Raw genomic sequence first — 24,442 nt, forward strand, 5'->3', positions numbered from 1 at the left:
CCGGCGGACCGGGAACGACCCGCCGGCCTCTTCAGCCGACGCGCCGCAGAAGCGCGCGGCCGATGATCCAGACCACCATCCATGACGCCAAGCCAGAGACACAAGGCCAGAGACCAGAGGGACTTGCCATGACCACTGTTTCGAGACGAACCCTGCTCAAGAGCGCGGCCATCGGCGCGCTCGGACTCTCCGCTTCTACCCTGCCCTTTCGGGCCAAAGCCGCCGACAAGCTGACGATCGGCTTGATCTATGTCGGACCGCGCGATGACTTCGGCTGGAACCAGGCCCATGCCGTCGGCGCGCAGGCGCTGAGATCCATTCCCGGCGTCACGGTGGTCGAGGAGGAGAACGTCCCCGAGACCGACGCCGTCTCGAAGACGATGGAATCGATGATCGAGCTCGACGGCGCGAGCCTCCTGTTCCCGACATCGTTCGGCTATTTCGATCCCTTCATGATCGAGGCGGCCAAGAAATATCCCGATGTCGAATTCCGTCACCCGACCTCGCTCTGGGATCCTAAAAAGCACCCGATGAATCTCGGCGGCTATTTCTGCTATCTCGACCAGGGCCATTACGTGAATGGTATTGCCGCTGGCCTTTCGACCAAGACGAACAAGATCGGCTATATCGCCGCAAAGCCGATTGCGCTCGTCCTGCGCAATGTCAACGCGTTCACGACCGGCGTTCGCAAGGTCAATCCGAACGCTGAAGTCCGGCTGATCATCACCGGCGAGTGGTCGCTGCCGGTGCGCGAGGCAGAAGCCGCCAACGCGCTCGCCGATGCTGGCTGCGATGTCATCGCCTGCCATGTCGACAGCCCGAAGGTGATCGTGGAGACCGCGGAAAAGCGCGGCGTCATGAGCTGCGGCCACAACGCGGACCAGTCCTCGCTGGCTCCGAAGGGCTTCATCACGGGCGCCGAGCTGAAATGGGGCACCGTCTACACCGCCTATGCCAATCTGCTGACCAAGGGCGAGAAGCTGCCGAACGAGAATTATGGCGGCTATGACCGAGACATGGTGGCGAGCACCGCCTTCGGCCCCGGCGCAAGCGAGCCGGCGCGGGCAGCCGCGCTGGCTGCGATCGAGGAACTCAAGGCCGGCAAACCCTATTTCATCGGCCCGATCAAATCGAACACCGGTAAGCTGATCAGCGAGCAGACGATCGAGCTCTATGATCCGAGCCTCTGGGGCACCGACTATCTCATCGAGGGCGTCATCGGCTCCATCACCTGATTTTCGCTGCGCCCACAAGGCGAAAAAGCATGGCCGGGCTTGTCCCGGCCATGCTCGTCTTTTCGGTCAGGCAGTCGTGGATTCGGACTCTGATCGACATGAAGCGACGTACGGCCGCCACGAGGGCTGCGTGAACTGCAGCCGGCCTCAGGCCTTCTTCTGCAGCGCCTTCACGCTGCCGAGCGTCTCGCGGGCTTCAGCCTCGGTGAGTTCGTCATAGGCCGCCTCGACGGCCAGCGTCTCCGACAGCGGATGGCCGAAACGGCGGCCTCGGATGCGCGCGATCACCGAGAATGTCGCCGGCGGCACCGACGCGGCGCGGCAGAGCACGGCGAGCAACGAGGGATCTGGCCGCGCGATCAGGCGGCTGACGAGTTCCGGCGGCAGTCCCGCATGCGCGGCAAGCAGCATGGCGACTTCCAGCATCCGATCGCTGGAGGCAATTGCGGCGATGGCTGCCGCAACCGGCGAAGCCGGCGCGGTTAAGGGCTGCGACATAGCTTTCGGCCACGGGATGACAGCGCCCAGCGGCTCGCCAAGCCGGCGGCGCTCGGCGCCATGGCCAACCGGAAACGCGAGGATCTCGGCCGGCGGCCGGACATCGGCGGCGCTGCCCGCGCCACATGAGGCGACGATGCGGGCAAGACATTGCGGCGACAACCGCGCCGAACGGTTGGCAGCGACCGCCCGGCAAAGACGTGCGCCACCGAGCGCAACGAGCGCATCCGACATGCGTTCGGAAAGCGGCACGCGGGCTGCGATCGCGAGCAGCCCGTCCTCGTCGACGCGTCGGGCAAGATCGACAAGGTCATCGTCGCTGAGCGCGACGGCGCCCCGCAACATGGCGTCGCCGATCACCCCGCCAAATGCGGCAAACTCCAGCACCAGCGCATGCGGGGCGGTTGCAAGCTCGGCGAGACGCGTGGCGACACCGGCCTGCTGCGGGGCAGGAAGCTCTGGCAGCAATTGCCGCACGATATCCGCGAACAGCGGGCCCAACGATGCCTCTGCGCGCGCGCCGGCGGCACGATAGAGATCGATGATCGCGGCAAGGAGCTCGGCGCGCCGCGCCGGGGCGCGGTCGTGAGCCAGCCGCGTTAAATGCTCCAACATGATCGCCTCGGAAGCCAATTCATCATGGCCCGAAGTCTCGCATCCAACTCATAAGGAACGATTGCGCGATCCAGTAAACTTCCGCGGTGATTTTCGATGATTCGTGGCGACATCGAGGCAGGCACCTCGAGCCGTATCAGGCGCTTCTGGCAAATTCGTTTCGTCCCTTTGGCGTTTTTCGAAATGAAAACATCGCGAAATGGCTTAGGAGGACGCCAGGGCCCCTTGTCCGAACGGAGGGATGAGTTAATCTTTATGGCGGTTTGGAGACACGGAAAGAGAGACCCGGGAGATGTCCATGAGCCTCGTACGTCCGATCCAGTTCGTCGCCGTCAGCGCCGCGTTCCTGTTCATCGCGGCCATCGTCATCGGAGCGCTTTGACGCTGGTGACGGCCGCGCCATAGCCGACGGTCATTTTCCCGAGTATCGCGCCTGAAGCTGCCAGATTCGACGAAGCGCAGCTACACGCCGACGAACGCCCTCATCAACGCCACGGCCGCCATGCCGGCAAAGGCGGCGAGGATATCGTTGCGGCGCCACAGAAACACAGCGATCGTCGCGGCAAAGCCTGCATATTCCGCCGGACCGCCATGGGCTGCGATCGGCGCGAGAATCGAGCCCATGATCGCGAGCGGCAGCGCCTTCAGCCATGTCTCGACCCGCGGCGTCACCGCAACAAACCGCATCAGGAAGAAGCCGGACACGCGCGTCAGATAGGCGGCGACCGTCATCGCAAAGATGATGATCACAAGGCCCGACGTGGTCGATGGATCGACGTTCATGCCTTGGCCTTTGCGGGCAGGAACGCCGATGTCAGGCTGCCAGCGAGTCCGCCGGCCAGCACGTGCCAGGAGCCACCGACGAAGCGATCAAAGACGAGTGCAACGGCTGCACCGATGGCGAAAGGCAGAAGATCGCCCCGCCCCTTCCAGAAGCCGCAGGCAAGCGAGAGGAAGAAGGCCGGCAGGAAGAAATCGAGCCCCAGCCGGCGCGGATCGCCAAGCAGAGGGCCGAAGCCCGCCCCGGCGACGGTGCCCGCAATCCAGCCGATCATGAAGGCGGTGCCCATGCCGACGAAGACGGCGATGTCATGCCGTCCCGCATCGCGCTCGCGCATGCCCGCCGCCCAGTTCGCATCGACCATCAGAAAGAGCGAGGCATAGGCGATCAAGGGCGGCAGGCCGCGCATCCAGGGTTGGATCGCCGCGCCGAACAGGACATAACGCGCGTTCATCGCGATGACGGACACCACCACCGCAACGAGGAGGTCCGGTGCGCCCCATGAGTGCAAGGCGAGAAGCTGCGCCGTCCCCGCGAACACGAACAGGCTCATCGCGGCCGCGCCGGTGACCGAAAGCCCGACCCCGTCGGCCAGCACGCCGAAGACGGCCCCGAAGGCGATCATGCCCGGCAACAGGCCGATGCCTTCGAAAAAGCCGCGGGAAAATCCATCCCGCGAAAAGTATGGCGACACAGTCTACTCCGCCGCCTCGACCCGAACGGGATCATAGTTAAGGATCGGCGCGAGCCAACGCTCCGCTTCAGAAACCGTCCAGCCTTTGCGCGCGGCATAATCCGCCACCTGATCCGCCTCAACCCGGCCGACGCCGAAATAGAAGCTCTCGGGATGGCTGAAATAGAGGCCTGAGACGGACGAGCCGGGCCACATGGCGTAGCTTTCGGTGAGCGTGATCCCGGCGGTCGCCTCCACATCGAGCAGATCGAACAGCGTCCGCTTCTCGGTATGGTCAGGCTGCGCCGGATAGCCGGGTGCGGGGCGGATGCCGGCATAGGTCTCACGGATCAATTCGGCGGGCTCCAGCGTCTCGTCAGGCGCGTAAGCCCAAAACTCGCGTCGCACGCGCTGATGCATGCGCTCGGCAAAGGCTTCGGCAAGACGATCGGTCAGGGCCTGGCTGAGGATCTTGGAATAATCGTCATTGGCGCGGGCGAAGCGCTCCGCGACGGCTTCCTCGCCTATGCCGGCCGTGACCGCGAAGCCGCCGACATAATCGGCAACGCCGGATCCGGCCGGCGCGACGAAATCGGCGAGCGCAACGTGACGGCGCTTGTCGGTCGAGCGTGCGATCTGCTGGCGCAGCGTGAAGAGCCGCGCGGCCTCGGCGGTGCGGGTCTCATCAGCATAGAGCGCAATATCATCCCCTACGGCATTGGCCGGCCAGAAGCCGATCACGCCATTGGCGCTGATCCACTTCTCGTCGACCATCTTGGCCAGCATCGCCCGCGCATCGTCGTAAAGCGACTGCGCGGCGGCGCCGACCTTCTCGTCCTCGAGGATCTGAGGGTATGTGCCCTTCATTTCCCAGGTGGCGAAGAAAGGCGTCCAGTCGATATAGGGCACGAGTTCGGCGATCGGATAATCGCGGAAGAGCCTCGGGCCGAGAAAGCTCGGCCGCACTGGGCGATAGGTCGACCAGTCGAGCTTGAGGGCATCCGCCCGCGCCGTCGCGAGCGTAATCCGGCGCTTCGCGTCCTGCCCGCGCTGATGCGCTTCGGCGATACGGGCATATTCGGTCTGGATGTCCGAGACATAGCTCGTCTTGTCGCGGCCGAGCATGCTGGAGGCGACACCGACGGCGCGGCTCGCGTCGAGCACATGCACCGCCTGCCCGCGCGCATAATTCGGATGAATCTTTACGGCGGTATGCACGCGAGACGTGGTGGCTCCACCGATCAGCAGCGGCACGTCGAAGCCCTCGCGCTCCATTTCGGACGCGACATGGCACATCTCGTCGAGCGAGGGCGTGATCAGACCGGAAAGGCCGATGACGTCAACATTCTGCTCCTTTGCAACGGCGAGGATCTTGGCAGCCGGGACCATCACGCCGAGATCGATGACCTCGAAATTATTGCACTGGAGCACGACGCCGACGATATTCTTGCCGATGTCGTGCACATCGCCCTTGACGGTGGCGAGCAAGATCTTGCCGGCGGACGACGTGCCCGTCGTGCCGAGCCGGCGCTTCTCCTCCTCCATGAACGGCATCAGATAGGCGACAGCCTGCTTCATGACGCGCGCCGACTTGACCACCTGCGGCAGGAACATCTTGCCGGCGCCGAAGAGATCGCCGACGACATTCATGCCGGCCATCAGCGGACCCTCGATCACGTCGAGTGGCCGCGTCGAGCGCGCGCGCGCCTCCTCCGTATCGATCTCGATGAAATCGGTGAGGCCCGATACCAGCGCGTGTTCGAGGCGCTTGTCGACCGGCCATTCGCGCCAGGAGAGGTCGGCTTCCTTCTTCTGCGACGCGCCGCCCTTGAAGCGCTCGGCGATCTCGAGCATCCGCTCGGTCGAGTCCTTGCGCCGGTTGAGGACGACGTCCTCGCAGCGCTCGCGCAGTTCCGGATCGATGTCGTCATAGACAGGCAGCGCGCCGGCATTGACGATGCCCATGTCCATGCCAGCGGCGATGGCATGATAGAGGAACACCGAATGCATCGCGGCGCGGACGGACTCGTTGCCGCGGAACGAGAAGGAAAGGTTCGAGACGCCGCCCGAGACATGCGCATGCGGCAGGTTCTGCCGGATCCAGCGCGTCGCCTCGATGAAATCGACGCCGTAATTGTCATGTTCCTCGATGCCCGTGGCGATCGCGAACACATTGGGATCGAAAACGATATCCTCGGGCGGGTAGCCGATCTCCTCGGTCAGGATGCGATAGGCCCGGGCGCAGATCTCGGTCTTGCGCTGGAAGGTGTCCGCCTGGCCTTTCTCGTCGAACGCCATCACGACGACGGCGGCGCCGTAGCGGCGCAGCTTCTTCGCCTGCTCGCGGAAGGGCTCCTCGCCCTCCTTCATCGAGATCGAGTTGACGATTGGCTTGCCCTGGACGCATTTCAGCCCCGCCTCGATCACCGACCATTTCGACGAATCGATCATGACCGGGACGCGGGCGATATCCGGCTCGGCGGCAAGCAGGTTGAGGAAGGTGACCATGGCGAACTCGGAATCGAGCAGGCCTTCGTCCATGTTGATGTCGAGGATCTGCGCGCCATTGGCGACCTGCTCGCGCGCGACATCGAGCGCGGCGTTGTAGTCGCCAGCGGTGATCAGCTTGCGAAAGCGCGCCGATCCCGTGACGTTGGTGCGCTCGCCGATATTGATGAAGGACGCCGTGGCGGTGGTCATTGGATCATCCCGGGGGTTGCGGCCGTCATCTCTTGAATTGGGTCTATTCTATACGGGCTTCACGCCGCCGAAACATCCCATCCGAACGCCGACGCGTCTCAGGCGGCGCTGACGAAGGGCTCGAGGCCCGACAGGCGCAGTTGCGGCGCAATGTCGGGCATGGTGCGCGGGGCGACACCTTTCACCGCGCCGGCGATCGCCCTGATATGATCGGGCGTCGTGCCGCAGCAGCCGCCCACGACATTGACGAGGCCGGAGCGGGCGAATTCGCCAACCAGCTTCGCCATCGCCTCGGGGCTCTCGTCATATTCACCGAACTCGTTCGGCAGGCCGGCATTCGGATAGGCACAGACGAAGGTATCAGCGACACGGCCGATCTCGTCGATATGCGCGCGCATCTCGCGGGCACCGAGCGCGCAGTTGAGGCCGATCGAGAATGGCTCGGCGTGGCGCAGCGAATACCAGAAGGCGGTCGGGGTCTGGCCCGATAGCGTCCGGCCCGAGAGATCGGTGATCGTGCCGGAGATCATGATCGGCAGCTTGATGCCCTTTTCCTCGAACACGTCCTCGACGGCGGCCACCGCCGCCTTGGCGTTCAGCGTGTCGAAGATCGTCTCGATCAGGATGAGGTCGGCGCCGCCATCGACGAGCCCGCGCGCCGCCTCGGCGTAAGCCGTGCGGAGATCATCGAAGGTAACGGCGCGGAAGCCCGGATTGTTGACGTCCGGCGATATCGAGGCGGTGCGGTTGGTCGGCCCGATCGCGCCGGCGACATAGCGCGGAATGCCGGTTTCCTTTGCGACGGCATCGGCGGCGCGGCGTGCTACGCGCGCGCCTTCGAGATTGAGCTCATAGGCGAGCGCTTCCATGCCGTAATCGGCCTGGGCGATCGAGGTCGACGAGAACGTATTGGTCTCGACGATGTCGGCACCGGCCTCGAAATATTGCCGATGTATCGCCTCGACCGCATCCGGCATGGTCAGGATCAGCAGGTCGTTGTTGCCCTTCAGATCCCGTGGCCAGTCCTTGAACCGCTCGCCGCGAAAATCCGCCTCCGTGAGCTTGAGGCGCTGGATCATGGTGCCCATCGCGCCGTCAAGCACGAGAATGCGCTTCTGCGCAGCGGCAGCGAGCTCCGGATTGCCGAGGTCTGTCGCGTGGCTCATCGGTCGTGATCCTTTTCGCGTCTGAATATCACCGGTCGTGTCACGCCGCCGCGGCATCCGGCGCGGCTGGCTTAACCGGCCGCATGCCGAGAAGATGGCAAATCGCGTAGACGAGATCAGCGCGGTTCATCGTGTAGAAATGGAAATCCGAAACACCGCGATCAACCAGATCGAGCACCTGTTCGGAGCAGACAGCCGCAGCCACGAGTTGCCGCGTCGCCGCGTCATCCTCAAGCCCCTCGAAGCGCGCGGCGAACCAGTCCGGCACGCTCGCGCCAGCCTTCTCGGCGAATTTCGCGGTCTGCGAAAAATTCAGGACCGGCACGATGCCCGGTACGATCGGGATCGAGATGCCAGCGGCGGCGACGCGGTCGAGGAAGGCCGAATAGAGATCGTTGTCGAAGAAGAATTGCGTGATGGCCCGGCTCGCGCCGGCATCGACCTTCCGCTTCAAATTGTCGATCTCGATCGACCAGTCCGGGCTCTCCGGATGACGCTCGGCATAAGCGGAGACGGAGACCTCGATCTCGGGATGGCGCGATCGGATCGCTCCGACAAGATCGGCCGCGCGGTCATAGCCGCCGGGATGCGGCCGATAGGCCGTACCGATTCCCTCCACCGGGTCGCCGCGCAGCGCCACGATGTGGCGCACGCCCGCCTCGGCATAGCTGTCAACGACCGCATCGACCTCGGCCCGCGTCGCGCCGACACAGGTCAGATGCGCAGCCGGCTTCAATGCGGTCTCGGACAGGATGCGCGCGACAGTGGCATGGGTGCGCTCGCGGGTCGATCCACCTGCGCCATAGGTGACCGACACGAAGTCCGGCGCCAGCGGCGCCAGCCGCTCGACCGAACGCCACAGTGTCTCCTCCATCGCCTCGGTCTTCGGCGGGAAGAATTCGAACGACACCCTGAGGTCGCTCAGGCTCTTGCCCGTGCGGCTCGCGCGCGCGGCTGCATCTGTCATCATGCGGTCTCCAGCCCCCGATCGGCTCCGGCAATGTTGAAACGCGGATCGCGCAGCAGCCAGAGCGTCACCGTCAATTTGTCAGCCCCAGCGCCTGCGCCGAGGTCAAGCACCTTGTCCATTTCAAGCCCAAGCTGCCGTGTCCAGCCCAGCATCATCTCATGCGAGAAACCGAGCCGGCGATGGGCATGCTTTTCGCGCAGGAATTCGAGGTTATGCGGCGCAAAGTCGACGATCAGCAGCCGCCCGCCTGGACGCAGCACACGCGCTGCTTCGGCGAGCGCCTCGGCTGGATCGTCGAGATAGTGCAGCACCTGATGGATCGCAACGAGATCGAAGCTGTCTCGCGGCATCGGCAGCTTCATGATCTCGCCGAGGCGAACCTGTGCATGCGACAGCCCGATCTTGTCGAGATTGGCGCGCGCGACAGCGAGCATCGCCGTGGACGCGTCAATGCCGATCCCCGTGCGATAGAGGCCGGAAAAGAGTTCCAGCAACCGTCCCGTCCCGGTGCCGAGATCAAGAAAGCGGTCGACCGGACGGTCGCCGAGCAGCGAGACCATCGCCGTCTCCACGGCCGCATCCGGCAGATGCAGCGAGCGGATCTGGTCCCAGGCGGCGGCGTTCCGCGCGAAATAGCGCAGTGCCTCGGCGGCATGCTCGCGCTTGACATTGGCAAGCCACTCGCGGTCACGCAGCAGGGCCGGATCATCGGCATCGCAAAGCGCGACGAGATCATCGGCAAGCCGGCGCTCTGCCCCACCTTCGGCAACCCGGTAGTAGACCCAGGCGCCTTCGGGATAGCGCGTGATGAGATTGGCATCGGCGAGCAGTTTCAGATGCCGCGAGATGCGCGGTTGCGACTGGCCGAGGATCGAGGTGAGATCCTTGACCGTCAGCTCGCTCTCGCTGAGCAGCGCCAGGATACGCAGACGCGTCGACTCGCCCGCCGCCTTCAGCGCGGTCACGAGCGTTTCCGAATCCAGCGTCTGCAAGGCACCCGTCACGCGTTACATCTCCGTCGGCGAGCCGGATGCGATCCGGCATTGCCAACAAGATATAAAGATATCTTTATATGAGTAAAGGCCTTGAAGGCGCGCGCGCGGCGATTTCGATTTTCAGGTGCCGACGTCTCGGCTTGGTTACCGAGCTAGGCCGCGAGGGAAGACTGCTCCATCTGCCGATTGCGCGCTGCGGCGATCACTTTCGCGAGGCGGCGCGTCCCCGCTGCGTTGGGGTGAACTCCATCGACATAGAAAGCTGGTGTCCATTCAGGATCAGCGCCGATGTCGATGATCACGGCCTCCGGGCCGAGGATCTCGGAAATCGAAGCGCCGAAAGACAGCAGCGCCGTTTGTGCCAGACCGCGATCCTCCGTCTCCGCCTTGTGTGGATAAAGCGCCACGACGAAACGCGCCGTTGTCGCGGCAGCAAGCGCCGCCAGCATCGGCTGCCAGTCGCGATGGGCGACCTTGAATTCGGTCGACGGCTTGAACAGCCGGGTCTTCCTGGCGAGCTTGTAGGCGACCAGATAGACCGCCGAGGCATGGCGGAATCGCGGATGGTTGGCCTCGGAGCCCCAGGAATTCGCGCCCTTGAAGTCGCCCGAGTTCAGCACGAGCACGATCTCGCGTGCTGACGCGACCAGATCCGGCGTTGTCTCGAGAAATGCGAGCGCGTTCTGCAGGGACCAGCCGGGCGATGCGATCGGCCAAACGGCGGCGCCTGTCAGAGCGCCGAGCACAGGCCCGAGACGGTCGGCTTGCCGCATCTTGAGTTGCCCGAAGACGATGCTGTCGCCGACCAGGACAAGGCCGTCCGGCGCAGCAGCATCAAAAGGATCCGCTACGCCCATCCCTCGGTCGTTGAAACACCAGTCGTAGCGACGACGAAAACGCCCGCTCTGGGTCGGCTTCGGCATGTGGCCGAAGCTCTTGTCGACATTGAACAGCGGGACATCGGAGACCCGGCTCCATCTGGCCGCAACCTCCACAACGAGGACGCCAAACAGCAAAACAGCCACCACGACGAGCAGCGCAACACCCATAGCCAGCTCCACACCCAAAAAGTGTATATCAAACCGGCTATCACTTTAGCGCGTAATACAACCTTTGATGCAATCAGAATTTTCATGCGTCTATTGAGTTGCATATCTCCTTCCACGCCTTAGCCCAAGGACGTATGCCGGCCCAGCGCCTGCTGGATGGCGAGATCGCAGCCTCCCTCCAGAATCGAGCTGACAGGACAGACGAAAAAGGCCCCCACGCTTGCGCGTGGAGGCCTTTTGGAGAAGCGAACGCGGGTGGCCCCGCGCTCTGTCCGGACTATTCGGCGGCGACAGCCAATCCGTCCGTCGGCAGACCGAGCGCCTTGCCGACGCCGATGCCATAGTCGGGATCGGCGCGGTAGAAGTGCACCAATTGCCGGTTGATAATCTCGACCGGAACCGTCTGCATCGCCGCGGCGACATTACCGAAAAGCTGCTCCTTCTGCGCGTCCGACATCAGGCGGAACAGATTGCCAGCCTGAGTGTAGTCGTCGTTGCCGACCCGGTGATTGTAGCGGTCGGCGTCGCCGTTGATTTTCAGCGGCGGCTCACGGAAGCGCTCGTCCTGCTTCGGGCCGGAGAAGGAATTCGGCTCGTAATAGGCATCCGCCGGCGCACCCGGGGGGAAGAAGCGCATCTGCCCGTCCTTGTGATAGTTATGGACCGGAACCTTCGGATGGTTGACCGGCAGCGCCTCGTAATGCGTACCGAGGCGATAACGGTGGGCGTCCGCATAAGAGAAGATGCGCGCCTGCAGCATCTTGTCCGGCGAGAAGCCAATGCCTGGCACGATATTAGACGGCGAGAACGCCGCCTGCTCGATCTCCGCGAAGTAATTATCCGCGTTGCGATTGAGCTCCATGATGCCGACATCGATGAGCGGATAGTCGCCATGCGGCCACACCTTGGTGAGGTCGAAGGGATTATAGCTCGTCTTGTCGGCGTCGGACTCGGGCATGATCTGCACGGCAAAGCGCCAGCGCGGGAATTCGCCGCGCTCGATCGAGCCGAAGAGGTCCTCCTGCGTCGACTCGCGCGTCTGGCCGACGACGCCTGCCGCTTCGCCATTGGTCCAGTTCTTGATGCCCTGCAGCGACTTGAAGTGGAACTTGACCCAGAAGCGCTCGTTCGCGGCGTTGATGAACGAGAAGGTATGCGAGCCGAAGCCATGCATGTGGCGCACGTTCTGCGGCAGGCCGCGATCCGAGAACAGGATCGTCACCTGATGCAGGCTCTCCGGCGAGAGCGACCAGAAGTCCCACATCGCCGTCGGCGAGCGGAGATTGCTCTTCGGATGACGCTTCTGCGTGTGAATGAAATCGGGGAACTTCAGCGGATCGCGGACGAAGAACACCGGCGTATTGTTGCCGACGAGATCCCAGTTGCCCTCTTCGGTGTAGAACTTGACCGCAAAGCCGCGCACGTCGCGCTCGGCGTCGGCAGCGCCTGTCTCGCCGGCGACGGTCGAGAATCGGGCGATCAGATCGGTCTTCTTGCCTACCTCGCCGAAGATCTTCGCCTTCGTGTAGGGCGTGATGTCGTGGGTGACCGTCAGCGTGCCATGCGCACCCCAACCCTTGGCGTGCACAACGCGCTCGGGAATGCGCTCGCGATTCTGGTGTGCCAGCTTCTCGACAAGCTGCCAGTCCTGCATCAGCAGCGGACCGCGCTCGCCGGCCGACAGTGAATTCTGATTGTCTGCGATCGGCGCGCCGGCCGTTGTCGTCAACGGATCGGGTGTCGTTTTTTCAGTCATGGCGCACTCCATTTCATCCGGAACGGCTCATCGCCGCCGTCATCATGGGCACACCATGCCACGCAGCTTGGATCGGTTCCAATCATATTGAATGGAGCGAGCGATAAGCTTAGCTTATCGCCGAGCCCTTCGTTCCGGCAGACACCATGATCACGCTTCGTCAGCTGCGCTATTTCGATGCCCTGTCGCGCCATCTTCATTTCGGGCGCGCCGCGGACGAATGCGGCATTTCGCAGCCCGCGCTCTCACAGCAGATCCAGGAAATGGAAGCGACGCTGTCGCTGCCGCTGATCGAGCGCGGCGCACGCCGCCTCGCCCTGACGCCAAAAGGCGAGGAAATCGCCCGGCGCGCGACACGCATTCTGGGCGACGTCCGCGACCTGACCGATTTCGCCAGCCAGGGCGGCGACGTGCTTTCCGGCACGCTGAAGCTCGGCGTCATCCCTTCTGTAGCGCCCTATGTGCTGCCGAAAGTGCTCCCGCTGGTGCATGAGGCCTATCCTGGGCTCGAACTGCATCTCCGCGAGACGCGCACGGATCAGTTGAAGCAGGAACTGGTGCAGGGGCGGCTCGATGTGCTGTTGATGGCGCTGCCATCAGGCGACGCCAATCTCGAAAGCCGGCCGCTCTTCGTCGATCGCTTCCTACTCGCCCGCCGCGCCGGCGCGGATGACGACGCCGCGGCGCCCGCTAGCCCGGATGCCATCCCGCCGGATCGCCTGCTTCTGCTCGAGGAGGGCCACTGCCTGCGCGATCAGGCCCTGACCTATTGCCGGATCCAGAAGTCCGAATTGCAGGCGAGCTTCGGCTCTGCGAGCCTTGCGACGATCATGCAGATGGTTGCCAACGGCTATGGCGTCACGCTGCTGCCGGAAATCTGCGTCGACGTCGAGGCAAGGGACCGGCGCATCGCCCTCTCCCGTTTTGCCGAGCCAGAGCCGCAGCGCGAGATCGGCCTCGTCTGGCGCCGATCATCGCCGCGCCGCAGCGATTTCGAAGCGCTGGGCGATCTGGTGCTGGCCGCGATGAAGATCGGCCAGCCGGCCTCGCCGGCGCTGGCGGATGCCTGAGCGCTACCGCTTCACCGCGACCAGAAAGAGGCGCGGAAAGCGCAGGAGCACGCTGCCGTCGGAAAGCGGCGGATAGGCAGCCGAAATGCGTGCGAGATAGTCGGCGAGGAACGCCTCTCGGAGGTTCGGCGGCAAGGCGTCGAGATAGGGCCGAAGCCCTGTTCCCTTGACCCATTCGACGATCGCGGCGGGGCCAGAGAGCTTGTGCTGGTAGACCGTATGCCAGAGATCGAGCCGTGCGGACTTGGCGCCAAGCCGCTCGAAATAGGCGCGCGGATCGGGCAGCGGCGGCCGGCGGATCACCCGGCCGGCAAACACCTCCGCGAACGGACCACTATGGGCCGACGCGTCCATCGCGAGATGGCTGGGCTCGCCGAGATTATCGGGCATCTGAACGGCGAGAACGCCGCCGGGCGTGATCGCATTCATCAGCCGGTCCAGCACCGCGAGATGATCGGGTATCCACTGGAAGACAGCGTTGGCAAAGAGAAGATCGACCGGGGATTCCGGCATCCAGGTTCCGATGTCTGCCGCCACGAACCGGCATTGCGGCAGCCGGCCGCGCGCGGCAGCCAGCATGTCGGCGTCGGAATCGAGCCCCGTCACCTCGGCCCCTTCGAACCGCTCGACCAGCAGTTCCGTCGAATTGCCCGGCCCGCAGCCGAGATCGACGACCGTCCGCGGCGCCGAGAGCGGCACCTGCGCCAGGAGATCACGCGCCGGACGCGTCCGCTCGTCCTCGAATTTCAGATATTGCTCCGCTGACCAGGCCACAGTGTCTCCTTTCGCCGTTTCGGGCTGAGTAGCCACCCCGTTCGACCCAATGATGACGCCTACGTTCAACCATGACAGGTGGCTCAGGGATATAGCCGCTGAGCGGGAACGCGCACAGACACCGCCTCGCCGACGCTGATCAGCCCCGGCTTTTCGACCCAGCCGACAAGGCCGCGCAGATGCTTCGCGGCCCTCGGGAAGAGCAGCGTCAAGTCCTCGCGGCCGGGAACATGACGCGCGATGGCCGCGCCGGCCGACCGGCAGGGGGCGTTCTGGCCATCGATCGCAATCGTTGCCCCGCCTGCGAACAACAACCGGCTGCGCGCCGGCAGCCACGAAAGCGCCTCAAGTCCGCCGAGAACGAGGTTGGCGCCGATCCATTCCGGCTGAAGCGCGTCAATGCCCATGGCAGACGCTGCTTCAGCGAGTTCATCGCGCGCCACGATCGAAACCTGGCGCTCGTTGCGCATTTCCGTGCCGCGCGGATACCAGGGCTCGCGACCGCCACTTTTTCGCGTCTTGCCGGCGTGGCGATCACCGGCGATCCCGTCGAAGTCGAGGGTGAGTGTCTCGGTTGTACGCGTCTCGAAGCCAGGCCCGTCGGCAAGATAGACGGCTTCAACAACCGCCTTGATCGTCTTCGCCGGTATGATCATTCCGCTCATCTTACCTCTGAAACCGATCATCGATCATAGCCGTATCTTGTGATGACGGTCACAGACTAGAGCGCCTCGGCAAGGCACCATGCAGCATGAAAAAGGCGCCTGCCACCCCGAGGCGCCAGCGCGGCAGAGCCAACGCCAAGTCGTGAGGGCCGATCCCTCGCTGGCCTGCCCGTCAACCGAAAAGATGCCGCGCTGTCACGGGCGCGGCCGACGAGACCTTCGGCCTTTCAGGGCTGAAGAAGGACGGACGGTTCTGCCCCTGCCCCTAAGACCCAGGCAGAACCGTCCGTCGATCAATTGCGCGACAGCCGGCGCGAGACCTGAACCGGCCGGGCCGGTGGGGCGGCGGGCGATGCGCGGCGTCGCCGTGCATCGCCCGATGAAACGCAGCTCAGCGCGTCAGGCGCTTGTACTTGATGCGCTTCGGCATGACCGAATCGGGGCCGAGGCGACGCTTCTTGTCTTCCTCATAGTCCGCGAAATTGCCCTCGAACCACTCGACATGGCTGTCGCCCTCGAAAGCGAGGATGTGCGTCGCGAGACGGTCAAGGAACATGCGATCGTGGCTGATGATCACGGCGCAGCCCGCGAAATCCTCCAGCGCCTCTTCAAGCGCGGCGAGGGTCTCGGTGTCGAGGTCGTTCGTCGGCTCGTCGAGCAGGATGACGTTGTTGGCGTCCTTCAGCAGCTTGGCGAGGTGGACGCGGTTGCGCTGACCACCAGAGAGCGTTCCAACCTTCTGCTGCTGGTCGCCGCCCTTGAAGTTGAAGGCGCCCGCATAAGCGCGTGTGTTCACTTCCTTCTTGCCGAGATAGAAAACTTCAGCGCCGCCGGAGATTTCTTCCCATACCGTCTTGTTCGAGGCGAGATCGTCACGGCCCTGGTTGACGTAGCCGAGATGCACCGTATCGCCGAGCGAGATCGAGCCCGCATCCGGCTTTTCCTCGCCCGTGATCATCTTGAACAAGGTGGACTTGCCGGCGCCGTTCGGGCCGATCACGCCGACAATGCCGCCGGGCGGCAGCTTGAACGACAGATTGTCGATCAACAGGCGGTCGCCATAGGACTTCGACAGATTCTCGACCTCGATGACCTTGTCGCCGAGACGCTCGCCGACCGGGATGACGATCTGCGCGGTCTGCAGCGTCTTACCCTCGGCGCGCTCGACCAGCTCGTCATAGGCCTTGATGCGCGCCTTCGACTTTGACTGGCGGGCCTTCGGGGACTGCTGGATCCACAGGCGCTCGCGCTCGATCGCCTTCATGTGGGTCATGTCCTCGCGACCCTCCTGCTCCATGCGCTTGGCCTTCTTCTCCAGATAGGCGGAGTAGTTGCCCTCGTAGGGGATCGAACGGCCGCGATCGAGTTCGAGGATCCAGCCGGTCACGTTGTCCAGAAAGTAGCGATCGTGGGTGACGATCAGGATTGCGCCGGGATAGTCACGCAGATGCCCTTCGAGCCAATTGATCGATTCGGCATCGAGATGGTTCGTCGGTTCGTCGAGCAGCAGCAGGTCGGGCTGTTCGAGCAGCAGGCGGCAAAGCGCGATGCGGCGTTTTTCACCACCCGACAGGCTTTCGACCGAGGCGTCGCTTGGCGGGCAGCGGAGCGCATCCATCGCCATCTCAACCTGGCTTTCCAGGTCCCAGAGGTTCTGCGCGTCGATGATGTCCTGGAGCTTCGCGCCCTCCTCCGCCGTTTCGTCGGAGTAGTTCATCATCAGTTCGTTGTAGCGGTCGACGATCGCCTTCTTCTTGGCGACGCCTTCCATCACATTCTCGAACACCGTCTTGGTCGGGTCGATCTTCGGCTCCTGGGCGAGATAGCCAACCGTTGCGCCGTTCGCGACCCATGCCTCGCCGGTATAGTCCTTGTCGAGGCCGGCCATGATCTTCAGCAGCGTCGACTTACCCGAGCCGTTGGGGCCGAGCACGCCGATCTTGGCGTCCGGGTAGAAGGAGAGGTGGACGTTTTCGAGGACCTTCTTGCCGCCCATATAGGACTTGGTCAGGCCCTGCATGAAATAGATGAACTGCCGCGCCATGGAATGCTCCGGATGCCCGCTCGCCGGTGAGGGGCAGGATGTGGGGATTGGGTTGGCGTTCTTCTAGTCGATGCCTTGCTGCGGAGCAACGCAAACGGCGCCGCACCGGCTGCAATGCGTGCTCACCGCGCGCGGGCGATCAGGCTCTTCAGCTCGAAAGCCTCGTCGGCGACCGTGGCGGGATCAGGCGAGATGCCCATTGCCAGCAGCCGGCGGCCGAGCATGTGATCGCTGGCGCGATTGACCGAATCGATCGCGACTAGCGCTTCGCCGCGATAGTGAAACACCGAGAAGCTGCCATCCTCGGCGCGGCCGCGCGTCACGCTGCGATCGGCATCGTTGGAGAGCCCGACCATCTGCAGCTTGTACTCGCCTTGGTCCGACCAGAACCACGGCACGGCGCCGTAGGGCTCGGGCTTTCCCATCAGTGTGGCGCTCGCCGTCTTGGCCTGGTCGACGGCATTCTGCACGCTTTCAAGCCGCACGGGCCGGCCGAGCGCCCAATGGTGAAACGACACGGCATCGCCCGCCGCGACAATGCGCGGATCAGATGTCCGCATCGCTTCATCGACGATGACGCCATTGCCGACATCGAGCCCCGCTTCCGCGGCGAGCTCGATATTCGGCACCACGCCGACCCCGACGATGACGGTGTCGGCGGCGATGCGCTCGCCAGCCAGCGTCTCGACCGCCACGGCAACACCGTTCTCGCCGACGATCGAGGCAACCGGGGTCTCGAGATGCACCGTGGAGCCGAGGCCGCGATGCATCTCGAGGAAGAAGGACGAGATCTGCGGCGCGACCACCCGGCCCATCAGCCGCGGCGCCGCCTCGATGACGGTTACCGTCTTGCCCAGCAGCCGCGCGGTCGCAGCGAGTTCAAGCCCGATGAAGCCGCCGCCGACAACAACTACGTCGTTCGCCAGCGCGAAGCGGTTCCTGAGGCGCCGCGCATCTTCAGCCGTGCGCAGCATGAAGACATTGCCGAGATCGATGCCGGGCACCGGCGGAACGCGTACCCGGGCGCCCGTCGCCAGAACCAGACCGTCAAAGTCGAGATGGCCGTCGTCGAGCCTAACACGACCGGCCTCGCGCTCGATCGCCACGACTGTCCGGCCGAGTTCGAGATCGATGCCGTTCTTCTCGTAGAAGAGCGCCGGGCGCAGCTCCTGCAGATCCTCGTCCGGCGTCTTGATGAAGGCCTTGGAGAGGGGTGGCCGATGATAGGGGATCTCGGTTTCCGAGGAGATGAGCGCGAGGCGCCCGTCAAAGCCGTCGGCCCGAAGGCTCGCCGCCGCCTGTGCGCCGGCATGGCCGCCGCCGATAATGAGAATGGTCTTCATGCAAGATCGCCTCAGATTCGGCCGCGAGAGTGGCATCCTGAATAAGGCGAAGACAAGGGCGGGACCGGACTGGAGCCGGGGTCGCGAAGCGAGCCCCTCACCCCTACCCTCTCCCGTCCCGCGAGAGGGCCGGGGTGAGGGTCGTTCCAACGCCAGCAGCTGCGTCCCCAAGCGCCCCTCACAGCTTCACGCTTCGCCCCTCCCGCATGGAAAGATCGGCGGCGAGGACGATTTCGAGCGAGGTTACGGCGTCCCGCATGTGATCCGAGAGGTCGATATCCTCGCGAATGGCTTTGAGCACGAAGGCCTGCTCGCGGTCGCAGAGTCCCTGATGGCCGGGTTCGTCCTCGGTCGACACCATGTCGTCGGAGCGGGTGAAGCGACCGTCCGGACCGGTCTCGGCGTGGTGGACGCGGATCCGCGCCGTCTTCGAATGCGTGTCGATATCGTCCGATTTCGCACCCTCGTCCATGACGATCGAAACCGCGCCGCGCGGGCTCATCACGTCCTTCACGAAGAAGGCGGTCTCCGAGATCATCGGACCCCAGCCGGCCTCGTACCAGCCAACCGAGCCATCGTCGAAAATGACCTGCAGGTGGCCGTAATTGACCTGGTCCGGCGCGATCTCATCCGAAAGCCGCACGCCCATGCCACGCACCTCGACCGGACGGGCCCCGGTGATCAGGCACATGACGTCGACATAGTGCACGCCGCAATCGACCAGCGGCGATGTCGTCTTCATCAGCTGCTTGTGAATGTGCCAGGCATGGCCGGACGACTGCTGGTTCAGGTTCATCCGCATGACATAGGGCGGACCGAAGGATCGCGCCTTCTCGATGAAGAGCTGCCAGGAGGGATGGTGGCGCAGGATATAGCCGACCACGAGCTTGCGGCCGGTTCGCCTGGCGGTCTCGACGACACGCCTCGCCTCCTCGGCGGTCGGGGCCAGCGGCTTCTCGACGAACACATGCGTCCCCGCCTCCATCGCGGCGATCGCCAGCGGCGCGTGACTGTCGGAATAGGTGTTGATCGAGACGAGATCGGGCTTCAGCGCGAGGCCAGCCTCGAACGAATCGACCATCGGATAGGCCTTGAGCTCGTCTTTCAGCTCGACTGGCGAGCGGTTGTAGAGGCCGACAATCTCGAAGTCCGGTTCGGCATGATAGGCGAGCGCGTGGCTCTGGCCCATCTGCCCGAGGCCGGCGACAAAAACGCGGAGCGGCTTGGCGGTCATGGATCCTCACAACGAGACCGCGAAAACGCGTCTCTCCAGAAATGAAACGATATGGCCGCTTCGAATGCCGCCAAAGCGCGCCGTCGTCCTCCCGCCGGTCGCCAGCTCCATTCTGCAAAGATCCGGGCGTTCGTCACCCCCGATCACGACGCCTCTCGACGAGTGGCGTTATTTTGGTATTATCGCGCAAGTCGGCGCATGGCCGGCCTGAAGCGCATCATGACAGCAAGTCGACCCTTCTCTTCCGTTGCCGCCGACAATCACGACATGCCCTTTTTCGGGATGGCCTCGTCATGACCACGACGCTTTTCACGGCTGGCAGTCTGTCCGGCACTGATGACGGGCCGCTCTATCTCCGCCTTCAATCGATGATCCGCTCTGGCATCGCGGAAGGTCGCCTGCGGCCGAACGATGCCCTGCCGGCCGAGCGGGATCTCGCCGCCCATCTCGGCGTCTCGCGCGTCACCGTCCGCAAGGCCCTGCGCGGGCTGGTCGACGAAGGCGTGCTGCGGCAGCGCCATGGTTCGGGCACGTTTGTCTCGCGCGGCGCGGATCGCATCGAGCAGCCGCTCACCCGCCTCACCTCCTTCACCGAGGACATCCGCGCGACCGGCCGCGTACCGGGAACCCGTTGGCTCGATCGGTCGACCGGCCTGCCGAGCGGCGAGGAGGCGGCGATCCTCGGCTTGTCGCCGACGACGCGCGTGTCACGGCTCGTTCGCCTGCGCCTTGTCGACGGCGACCCGATCGCAATCGAGGCCGCCGTTGTTCCGGCCAACGCCATTTCCGACCCGATGCGAGTTGAAGCCTCTCTCTATGATGCACTGGCGGCCACAGGCATGCATCCCGTGCGCGCCGTGCAACGAATGACCGCCGTCTCGCTGGGCGGGGCCGAGGCTGCCCTACTCGGCGTCGCGCCTGGCGCCGCGGCCGTCGCCATCGAGCGCATCGCCTATCTGCCCGATGGCAGCGTGATCGAATTCACGCGCTCGCATTATCGCGGCGATGCCTGCGACTTCGTCGCCGAGCTGAGCCTCGCCTCGCAAGCTGACGGCTCTCAAGCCGGCCCGACAATGGAAGGATGAGACGATGAGCACCACCCTGATGCGCGCCGAAATCGACGAGGCACCGGCCGCCGTTCGCCGGATGCTGAGCGAATCCCGTGACGCCATCGCCGAGGCCGGCGCGCGCCTGAAGGCGCTCGACCCTAAGGTCATCGTCACCGTCGCCCGCGGCTCTTCCGACCATGCCGCAACCTTCTTCAAATATGCCTGCGAGATCACGGCCGGCACGCCCGTCGCCTCGCTCGGCCCGTCGATCGCCTCGATCTATGCGGCCCCACTGCGCCTTGCGGGCGCCGCTGCGCTCGCCGTCTCGCAGTCCGGCAAGAGCCCCGACATCCTTGCCCTGATGGATGCCGTGAAGGCCGCCGGCGCGACGACACTGTCGCTGGTCAATGTCGAGGACGCGCCGCTGGCGACAAAGGCCGATGTGTTCATTCCGCTCCGCGCAGGCCCCGAGCGCAGCGTCGCGGCCACGAAATCATTCATGACGGCGGTGGTCGGCGCGCTCGCCATTATCGCCGCCTGGCGCGACGATGCCGGGCTCAAGGCCGCTCTCGACCGGTTGCCGGAGACGCTCGAAAAGGCGCTGGAAACCGACTGGAGCCCTGCCTTCGACACGGTCGTCGTCGCCAAGTCGCTCTATACGCTCGGCCGAGGCCCCGGCTTCGCGATTGCGCTCGAGGCCGCGCTGAAGCTGAAAGAGACCGCCATCCTGCACGCGGAGGCCTATTCCGGCGCCGAACTGCAGCATGGCCCGGTGTCTCTGGTCGACGAGTTCTTCCCGCTCCTCGCCTTCATTCCCGATGATGCGGCGGCACCAAGCCTCGTGGCGATGGCCAATGCCCTCCATGCACGTGGCGCGCAGATCTTCACTGCGACCGCCGCCGATGTTGCCGGGCCGCGCCTCCCGATCGCGCCGACAGGTCATGCCCTGACCGATCCGATCTCGATCGGCCTCTCCTTCTATCGCTTCGTCGAGGCGGTGGCGGTCGCGCGCGGTTATAATCCTGATCAGCCGCGCCACCTGAAGAAGGTGACCGAGACCGTCTGAGGCGCGCCACCGACAGAGGAAGACAATCATGACAAGGCTGACGGCCTATAGCGGCGCCGAAGTCTTCGACGGGACACGCCGGCTCGGCGACGTCGCGGTGCTGGTCGAGAACGGTCATGTCGCCGGTCTTGCCGCGCCGGGACAGCTGCCCGAGCATGCCGAAAGGATCGAGCTCGGCGGCGGGCTGCTGTCGCCGGGGTTTGTCGATCTGCAGGTGAATGGCGGCGGCGGGGCGCTGCTGAACGATGCGGCGACCATCGAGGGGGTGCGCACGATCTGCGCCGCCCACGCCCGCTTCGGCACCACGGCGCTTCTGCCGACGCTGATCACGGACACATCCGAGGTCACCGACACTGCCATTGCAGCCGTGCGCGGGGCGATCGAGGCCGAGGTGCCCGGCTGTCTCGGCATGCATATCGAAGGACCGCATCTCTCGGTGGCCCGCAAGGGGGCGCATGACCCGAAGCTGATCCGGCCGATGGAGGAAGCCGATCTCGAGCGGCTGACCGCGACGGGCATCGACCATGTCATCACCACGGTGGCCGCCGAAACCGTGCCGCCCGCCCAGATCGCGCGCCTTGCCGCCGCCGGCCTGACGGTGTCGATTGGCCATAGCGATGCATCCTATGAGATGGCGCGTGCCGCCTTTTCGGCAGGTGCCCGTGGAGTCACGCATCTCTTCAACGCGATGAGCCAGCTCGGCCACCGCGCGCCCGGCCTTGTCGGCGCGGCGCTCGAAGCCGGCGATGTCTGGTGCGGATTGATCGCCGATGGCTTCCACGTCCATCCCGGCGCCATCGACACCGCCTTGCGGGCCAAGGCGGCGCCGGCGCGCGTCTATCTCGTCACCGATGCGATGTCGACCGTCGGCTCGAACCTCCCCTCGATCACGCTCAACGGACGCCTTATCACGCGCGGCGGCGGCAAGCTGACCCTTGACGACGGCACGCTCGCCGGGTCCGATCTCGATATGATTACCGCGCTCCGCTTCATGATCGACCAGGTCGGCATTCCGCGCGACGAGGCGCTGCGCATGGCCTCGCTCTATCCCGCAATGTTCCTCGGCATCGATCGCACGCATGGCCGCATCGCGCCCGGCGCACGCGCCGATTTCGTCCATCTCGCCCCGGACCTTGGCGTGCGCGGCGTCTATATCGGCGGCACGCGGCAGAGGTTTCCTGCGCTTGGCGAGGCAGCATGACGGCGACGGCCCTTCAGCAGGCGAGCAGCGTGCGGACGGCTGCGTTCGACATTGGCGGCAGCAAGATCGAGATCGCGCGGGTCGCGCCGGGCGGTGCGATCTCGTCGCGCGCGACGCGGCCGACGCCGCATACGGGATGGACTGATTTCGCGGACGCCGTCGCTTCGCTCGTCGATGCCTCAGGCGGCGCCGATCGGATCGGCATTTCGATCGCCGGCACCGTCGATCCCGCGACCGGCATCGCCAACGCCGCCAACATTTCCGCGATCACCGGCCACCGGATCGCCGAGGAACTGGCCGCGCATCTCGGCGTCCCCGTGACCGTCGGCAATGATGCCGATTGTTTCGCGCTTGCCGAGGCGCTCGTCGGCGCTGGACGCGGCTTGCCGATCGTCTTCGCCGCCATCTTCGGCACCGGCGTCGGCGGCGGCCTCGTCGTCAATGGCCGCCTCGTGCGCGGCGCGCATGGCGTCACCGGCGAATGGGGCCACGGGCCTGTGCTTGCGGACGCCGTCAGGGGGCGCGGCATTGCCCTCGTCGCCTGCGGCTGCGGCCAGCTTGGCTGCGTCGACACCTATGGATCGGCGCGCGGCATGGAGCGCATCCACGCCGCGCTCGCGGGAGAGCAGCTGAGCAGCCACGAGATTACGCGCGCCTGGCACGCGGGCGATGCCGCCGCCGCGGCAACCATCGACGTCTTCGTCGACTTGATCACCAACCCGCTCGCCATGATCGTCAACACGCTCGGCCCGTCGCTCATCCCCTGCGGCGGCGGCCTCTCCTCCGATGCCGAGCTCATCAGCCGTATCGACCAGTCGCTGCGGGGCAAGGTGCTGGCCCAATATCCGCATTCTCTGGTCGTTCCGGGGCTCACGCGTGGCGCCAGCGGCCTCATCGGTGCCGCTATGCTCGCGGCCGCGCCGGCGGACGAGGGATGACCGTCACGCTCGAAATCTGCGTCGACAGCGCCGAAGGATTGGCGGCTGCCATTGCCGGCGGCGCGGATCGGATCGAGCTTTGCAGCGCGCTGGCACTTGGCGGGCTGACGCCTTCACCGGGCCTGATCGCGCTCGCGGCCAAGGCACCCCGCCCTGTCTACGCGATGATCCGGCCACGCGAGGGCGATTTCGTCTTCTCGCCCGCCGATCTCGACCAGATGCGCCGCGATATCGACGCCGTCAGGGAGGCTGGCCTTGCGGGCGTCGTGCTGGGCGCTTCGGAACCGCGCGGCCGTCTCGACAGCGAGGCGCTCGGCCGTCTGACGGCCCATTCCGAAGGCCTCGGCACGACACTGCATCGCGCCTTCGACCTCGTACCGGACGCTGCCGAAGCGCTCGAAACGGTCGTCGAACTCGGCTTTGAGCGCATCCTGACGTCAGGTGGTGCAGCGAAGGCCGATCAGGCGCTCCCCGCCATCGCCGCGCTCGTCAAACAGGCAGACGGACGAATTTCAGTCATGCCGGGTTCGGGTGTGCGCCCGGAGAATGCCGCCATGATCCTTTCGGTGACTGGGGCCCATGAGGTTCATGCCTCCTGCCGGGCCCCCGGCCCCCTTGCC

19 protein-coding genes and 1 pseudogene are annotated in these 24,442 nt (G+C 64.9%); 7 read left to right on the forward strand and 13 right to left on the reverse strand.

Annotation, left to right across the window (positions count from 1 at the left end; translation table 11 throughout):
- Nucleotides 1-128 precede the first annotated feature (128 nt).
- Entirely contained in the window at nucleotides 129-1,235 is a 1,107-nt protein-coding gene (locus tag LB518_RS15575) for a BMP family ABC transporter substrate-binding protein (protein WP_224578437.1), read from the forward strand.
- A 147-nt stretch (nucleotides 1,236-1,382) separates the two neighbouring features.
- On the opposite strand, the gene LB518_RS15580 is transcribed toward LB518_RS15575, so the two are convergent.
- From LB518_RS15580 to LB518_RS15620, 8 genes and pseudogenes are all read right to left on the reverse strand, one after another.
- A complete protein-coding gene (locus LB518_RS15580) occupies nucleotides 1,383-2,348 on the reverse strand; it encodes a DUF2336 domain-containing protein (protein ID WP_224578438.1) in 966 nt (321 codons plus the stop codon).
- Between the two features lie 462 nt (nucleotides 2,349-2,810).
- Nucleotides 2,811-3,131, reverse strand: coding sequence for an AzlD family protein (locus LB518_RS15585; protein ID WP_224578439.1), 321 nt, complete (start codon nucleotides 3,129-3,131; stop codon nucleotides 2,811-2,813).
- Nucleotides 3,128-3,823, reverse strand: a complete 696-nt coding sequence (locus LB518_RS15590) for an AzlC family ABC transporter permease (protein WP_224578440.1) — start codon at nucleotides 3,821-3,823, stop codon at nucleotides 3,128-3,130. Before LB518_RS15590 ends, LB518_RS15585 begins: the two co-directional genes overlap by 4 nt.
- A 3-nt stretch (nucleotides 3,824-3,826) precedes the next feature.
- Nucleotides 3,827-7,668: pseudogene (gene metH, locus LB518_RS15595) on the reverse strand (methionine synthase).
- Between the two features lie 40 nt (nucleotides 7,669-7,708).
- A complete protein-coding gene (gene metF, locus LB518_RS15605) occupies nucleotides 7,709-8,635 on the reverse strand; it encodes a methylenetetrahydrofolate reductase [NAD(P)H] (protein WP_224578441.1) in 927 nt (308 codons plus the stop codon).
- A complete protein-coding gene (locus LB518_RS15610) occupies nucleotides 8,635-9,642 on the reverse strand; it encodes an ArsR/SmtB family transcription factor (protein ID WP_224578442.1) in 1,008 nt (335 codons plus the stop codon). The genes metF and LB518_RS15610 overlap by 1 nt, the downstream gene beginning before the upstream one ends.
- Nucleotides 9,643-9,785: 143 nt before the next feature.
- Nucleotides 9,786-10,682 carry an SGNH/GDSL hydrolase family protein gene (locus LB518_RS15615; RefSeq protein ID WP_224578443.1) on the reverse strand — a complete coding sequence of 299 codons (897 nt, stop codon included), beginning with the start codon at nucleotides 10,680-10,682 and terminating at the stop codon, nucleotides 9,786-9,788.
- Nucleotides 10,683-10,959: 277 nt separating this feature from the next.
- Nucleotides 10,960-12,438, reverse strand: a complete 1,479-nt coding sequence (locus LB518_RS15620; RefSeq protein ID WP_224578444.1) for a catalase — start codon at nucleotides 12,436-12,438, stop codon at nucleotides 10,960-10,962.
- Between the two features lie 146 nt (nucleotides 12,439-12,584).
- Here LB518_RS15620 and LB518_RS15625 point away from each other — a divergent pair, with 146 nt between their 5' ends.
- Complete coding sequence (locus tag LB518_RS15625; RefSeq protein WP_224578445.1) at nucleotides 12,585-13,508, forward strand: hydrogen peroxide-inducible genes activator; 924 nt, start codon at nucleotides 12,585-12,587, stop codon at nucleotides 13,506-13,508.
- Between the two features lie 3 nt (nucleotides 13,509-13,511).
- Here LB518_RS15625 and tam read toward each other — a convergent pair whose 3' ends face one another.
- From tam to LB518_RS15650, 5 genes are all read right to left on the reverse strand, one after another.
- Complete coding sequence (tam, locus tag LB518_RS15630; protein WP_224578446.1) at nucleotides 13,512-14,282, reverse strand: trans-aconitate 2-methyltransferase; 771 nt, start codon at nucleotides 14,280-14,282, stop codon at nucleotides 13,512-13,514.
- An 83-nt stretch (nucleotides 14,283-14,365) separates the two neighbouring features.
- A complete protein-coding gene (locus LB518_RS15635) occupies nucleotides 14,366-14,947 on the reverse strand; it encodes an MOSC domain-containing protein (RefSeq protein ID WP_224578447.1) in 582 nt (193 codons plus the stop codon).
- Nucleotides 14,948-15,338: 391 nt separating this feature from the next.
- Nucleotides 15,339-16,991, reverse strand: a complete 1,653-nt coding sequence (ettA, locus tag LB518_RS15640) for an energy-dependent translational throttle protein EttA (protein ID WP_224578448.1) — start codon at nucleotides 16,989-16,991, stop codon at nucleotides 15,339-15,341.
- A gap of 122 nt (nucleotides 16,992-17,113) precedes the next feature.
- Nucleotides 17,114-18,334 (reverse strand): NAD(P)/FAD-dependent oxidoreductase, encoded by a 1,221-nt coding sequence (locus tag LB518_RS15645; protein WP_224578449.1) that lies wholly within the window; start codon nucleotides 18,332-18,334, stop codon nucleotides 17,114-17,116.
- A gap of 178 nt (nucleotides 18,335-18,512) precedes the next feature.
- Entirely contained in the window at nucleotides 18,513-19,568 is a 1,056-nt protein-coding gene (locus LB518_RS15650; RefSeq protein ID WP_224578450.1) for a Gfo/Idh/MocA family protein, read from the reverse strand.
- A 293-nt stretch (nucleotides 19,569-19,861) separates the two neighbouring features.
- Between LB518_RS15650 and LB518_RS15655 the strand changes: the two genes are divergently transcribed.
- The 5 genes from LB518_RS15655 to LB518_RS15675 form a co-directional block, all read left to right on the forward strand.
- Nucleotides 19,862-20,653, forward strand: coding sequence for a GntR family transcriptional regulator (locus tag LB518_RS15655; protein ID WP_224578451.1), 792 nt, complete (start codon nucleotides 19,862-19,864; stop codon nucleotides 20,651-20,653).
- Between the two features lie 4 nt (nucleotides 20,654-20,657).
- Nucleotides 20,658-21,683 (forward strand): SIS domain-containing protein, encoded by a 1,026-nt coding sequence (locus LB518_RS15660; RefSeq protein ID WP_224578452.1) that lies wholly within the window; start codon nucleotides 20,658-20,660, stop codon nucleotides 21,681-21,683.
- Nucleotides 21,684-21,711: 28 nt separating this feature from the next.
- Nucleotides 21,712-22,884 (forward strand): N-acetylglucosamine-6-phosphate deacetylase, encoded by a 1,173-nt coding sequence (gene nagA / locus LB518_RS15665; RefSeq protein WP_224578453.1) that lies wholly within the window; start codon nucleotides 21,712-21,714, stop codon nucleotides 22,882-22,884.
- Complete coding sequence (locus LB518_RS15670; RefSeq protein ID WP_224578454.1) at nucleotides 22,881-23,822, forward strand: ROK family protein; 942 nt, start codon at nucleotides 22,881-22,883, stop codon at nucleotides 23,820-23,822. The genes nagA and LB518_RS15670 overlap by 4 nt, the downstream gene beginning before the upstream one ends.
- On the forward strand, nucleotides 23,819-24,442 hold a 624-nt coding region (locus tag LB518_RS15675), incomplete at its 3' end, for a copper homeostasis protein CutC (RefSeq protein ID WP_224578455.1). The genes LB518_RS15670 and LB518_RS15675, both read left to right, overlap by 4 nt.

The sequence above is a fragment of the Mesorhizobium sp. BR1-1-16 genome, from assembly GCF_020165495.1.
GTDB lineage: Bacteria > Pseudomonadota > Alphaproteobacteria > Rhizobiales > Kaistiaceae > Kaistia.

Coding starts and splice junctions, on each gene's coding strand:
- LB518_RS15575 (WP_224578437.1), top strand. CDS start 129: ATGACCACTGTTTCGAGACGAACCCTGCTCAAGAGCGCGGCCATCGGC.
- LB518_RS15580 (WP_224578438.1), bottom strand. CDS start 2,348: ATGTTGGAGCATTTAACGCGGCTGGCTCACGACCGCGCCCCGGCGCGG.
- LB518_RS15585 (WP_224578439.1), bottom strand. CDS start 3,131: ATGAACGTCGATCCATCGACCACGTCGGGCCTTGTGATCATCATCTTT.
- metF (WP_224578441.1), bottom strand. CDS start 8,635: ATGACAGATGCAGCCGCGCGCGCGAGCCGCACGGGCAAGAGCCTGAGC.
- LB518_RS15615 (WP_224578443.1), bottom strand. CDS start 10,682: ATGGGTGTTGCGCTGCTCGTCGTGGTGGCTGTTTTGCTGTTTGGCGTC.
- LB518_RS15620 (WP_224578444.1), bottom strand. CDS start 12,438: ATGACTGAAAAAACGACACCCGATCCGTTGACGACAACGGCCGGCGCG.
- LB518_RS15625 (WP_224578445.1), top strand. CDS start 12,585: ATGATCACGCTTCGTCAGCTGCGCTATTTCGATGCCCTGTCGCGCCAT.
- LB518_RS15635 (WP_224578447.1), bottom strand. CDS start 14,947: ATGAGCGGAATGATCATACCGGCGAAGACGATCAAGGCGGTTGTTGAA.
- ettA (WP_224578448.1), bottom strand. CDS start 16,991: ATGGCGCGGCAGTTCATCTATTTCATGCAGGGCCTGACCAAGTCCTAT.
- LB518_RS15645 (WP_224578449.1), bottom strand. CDS start 18,334: ATGAAGACCATTCTCATTATCGGCGGCGGCCATGCCGGCGCACAGGCG.
- LB518_RS15650 (WP_224578450.1), bottom strand. CDS start 19,568: ATGACCGCCAAGCCGCTCCGCGTTTTTGTCGCCGGCCTCGGGCAGATG.
- LB518_RS15655 (WP_224578451.1), top strand. CDS start 19,862: ATGACCACGACGCTTTTCACGGCTGGCAGTCTGTCCGGCACTGATGAC.
- LB518_RS15660 (WP_224578452.1), top strand. CDS start 20,658: ATGAGCACCACCCTGATGCGCGCCGAAATCGACGAGGCACCGGCCGCC.
- nagA (WP_224578453.1), top strand. CDS start 21,712: ATGACAAGGCTGACGGCCTATAGCGGCGCCGAAGTCTTCGACGGGACA.
- LB518_RS15670 (WP_224578454.1), top strand. CDS start 22,881: ATGACGGCGACGGCCCTTCAGCAGGCGAGCAGCGTGCGGACGGCTGCG.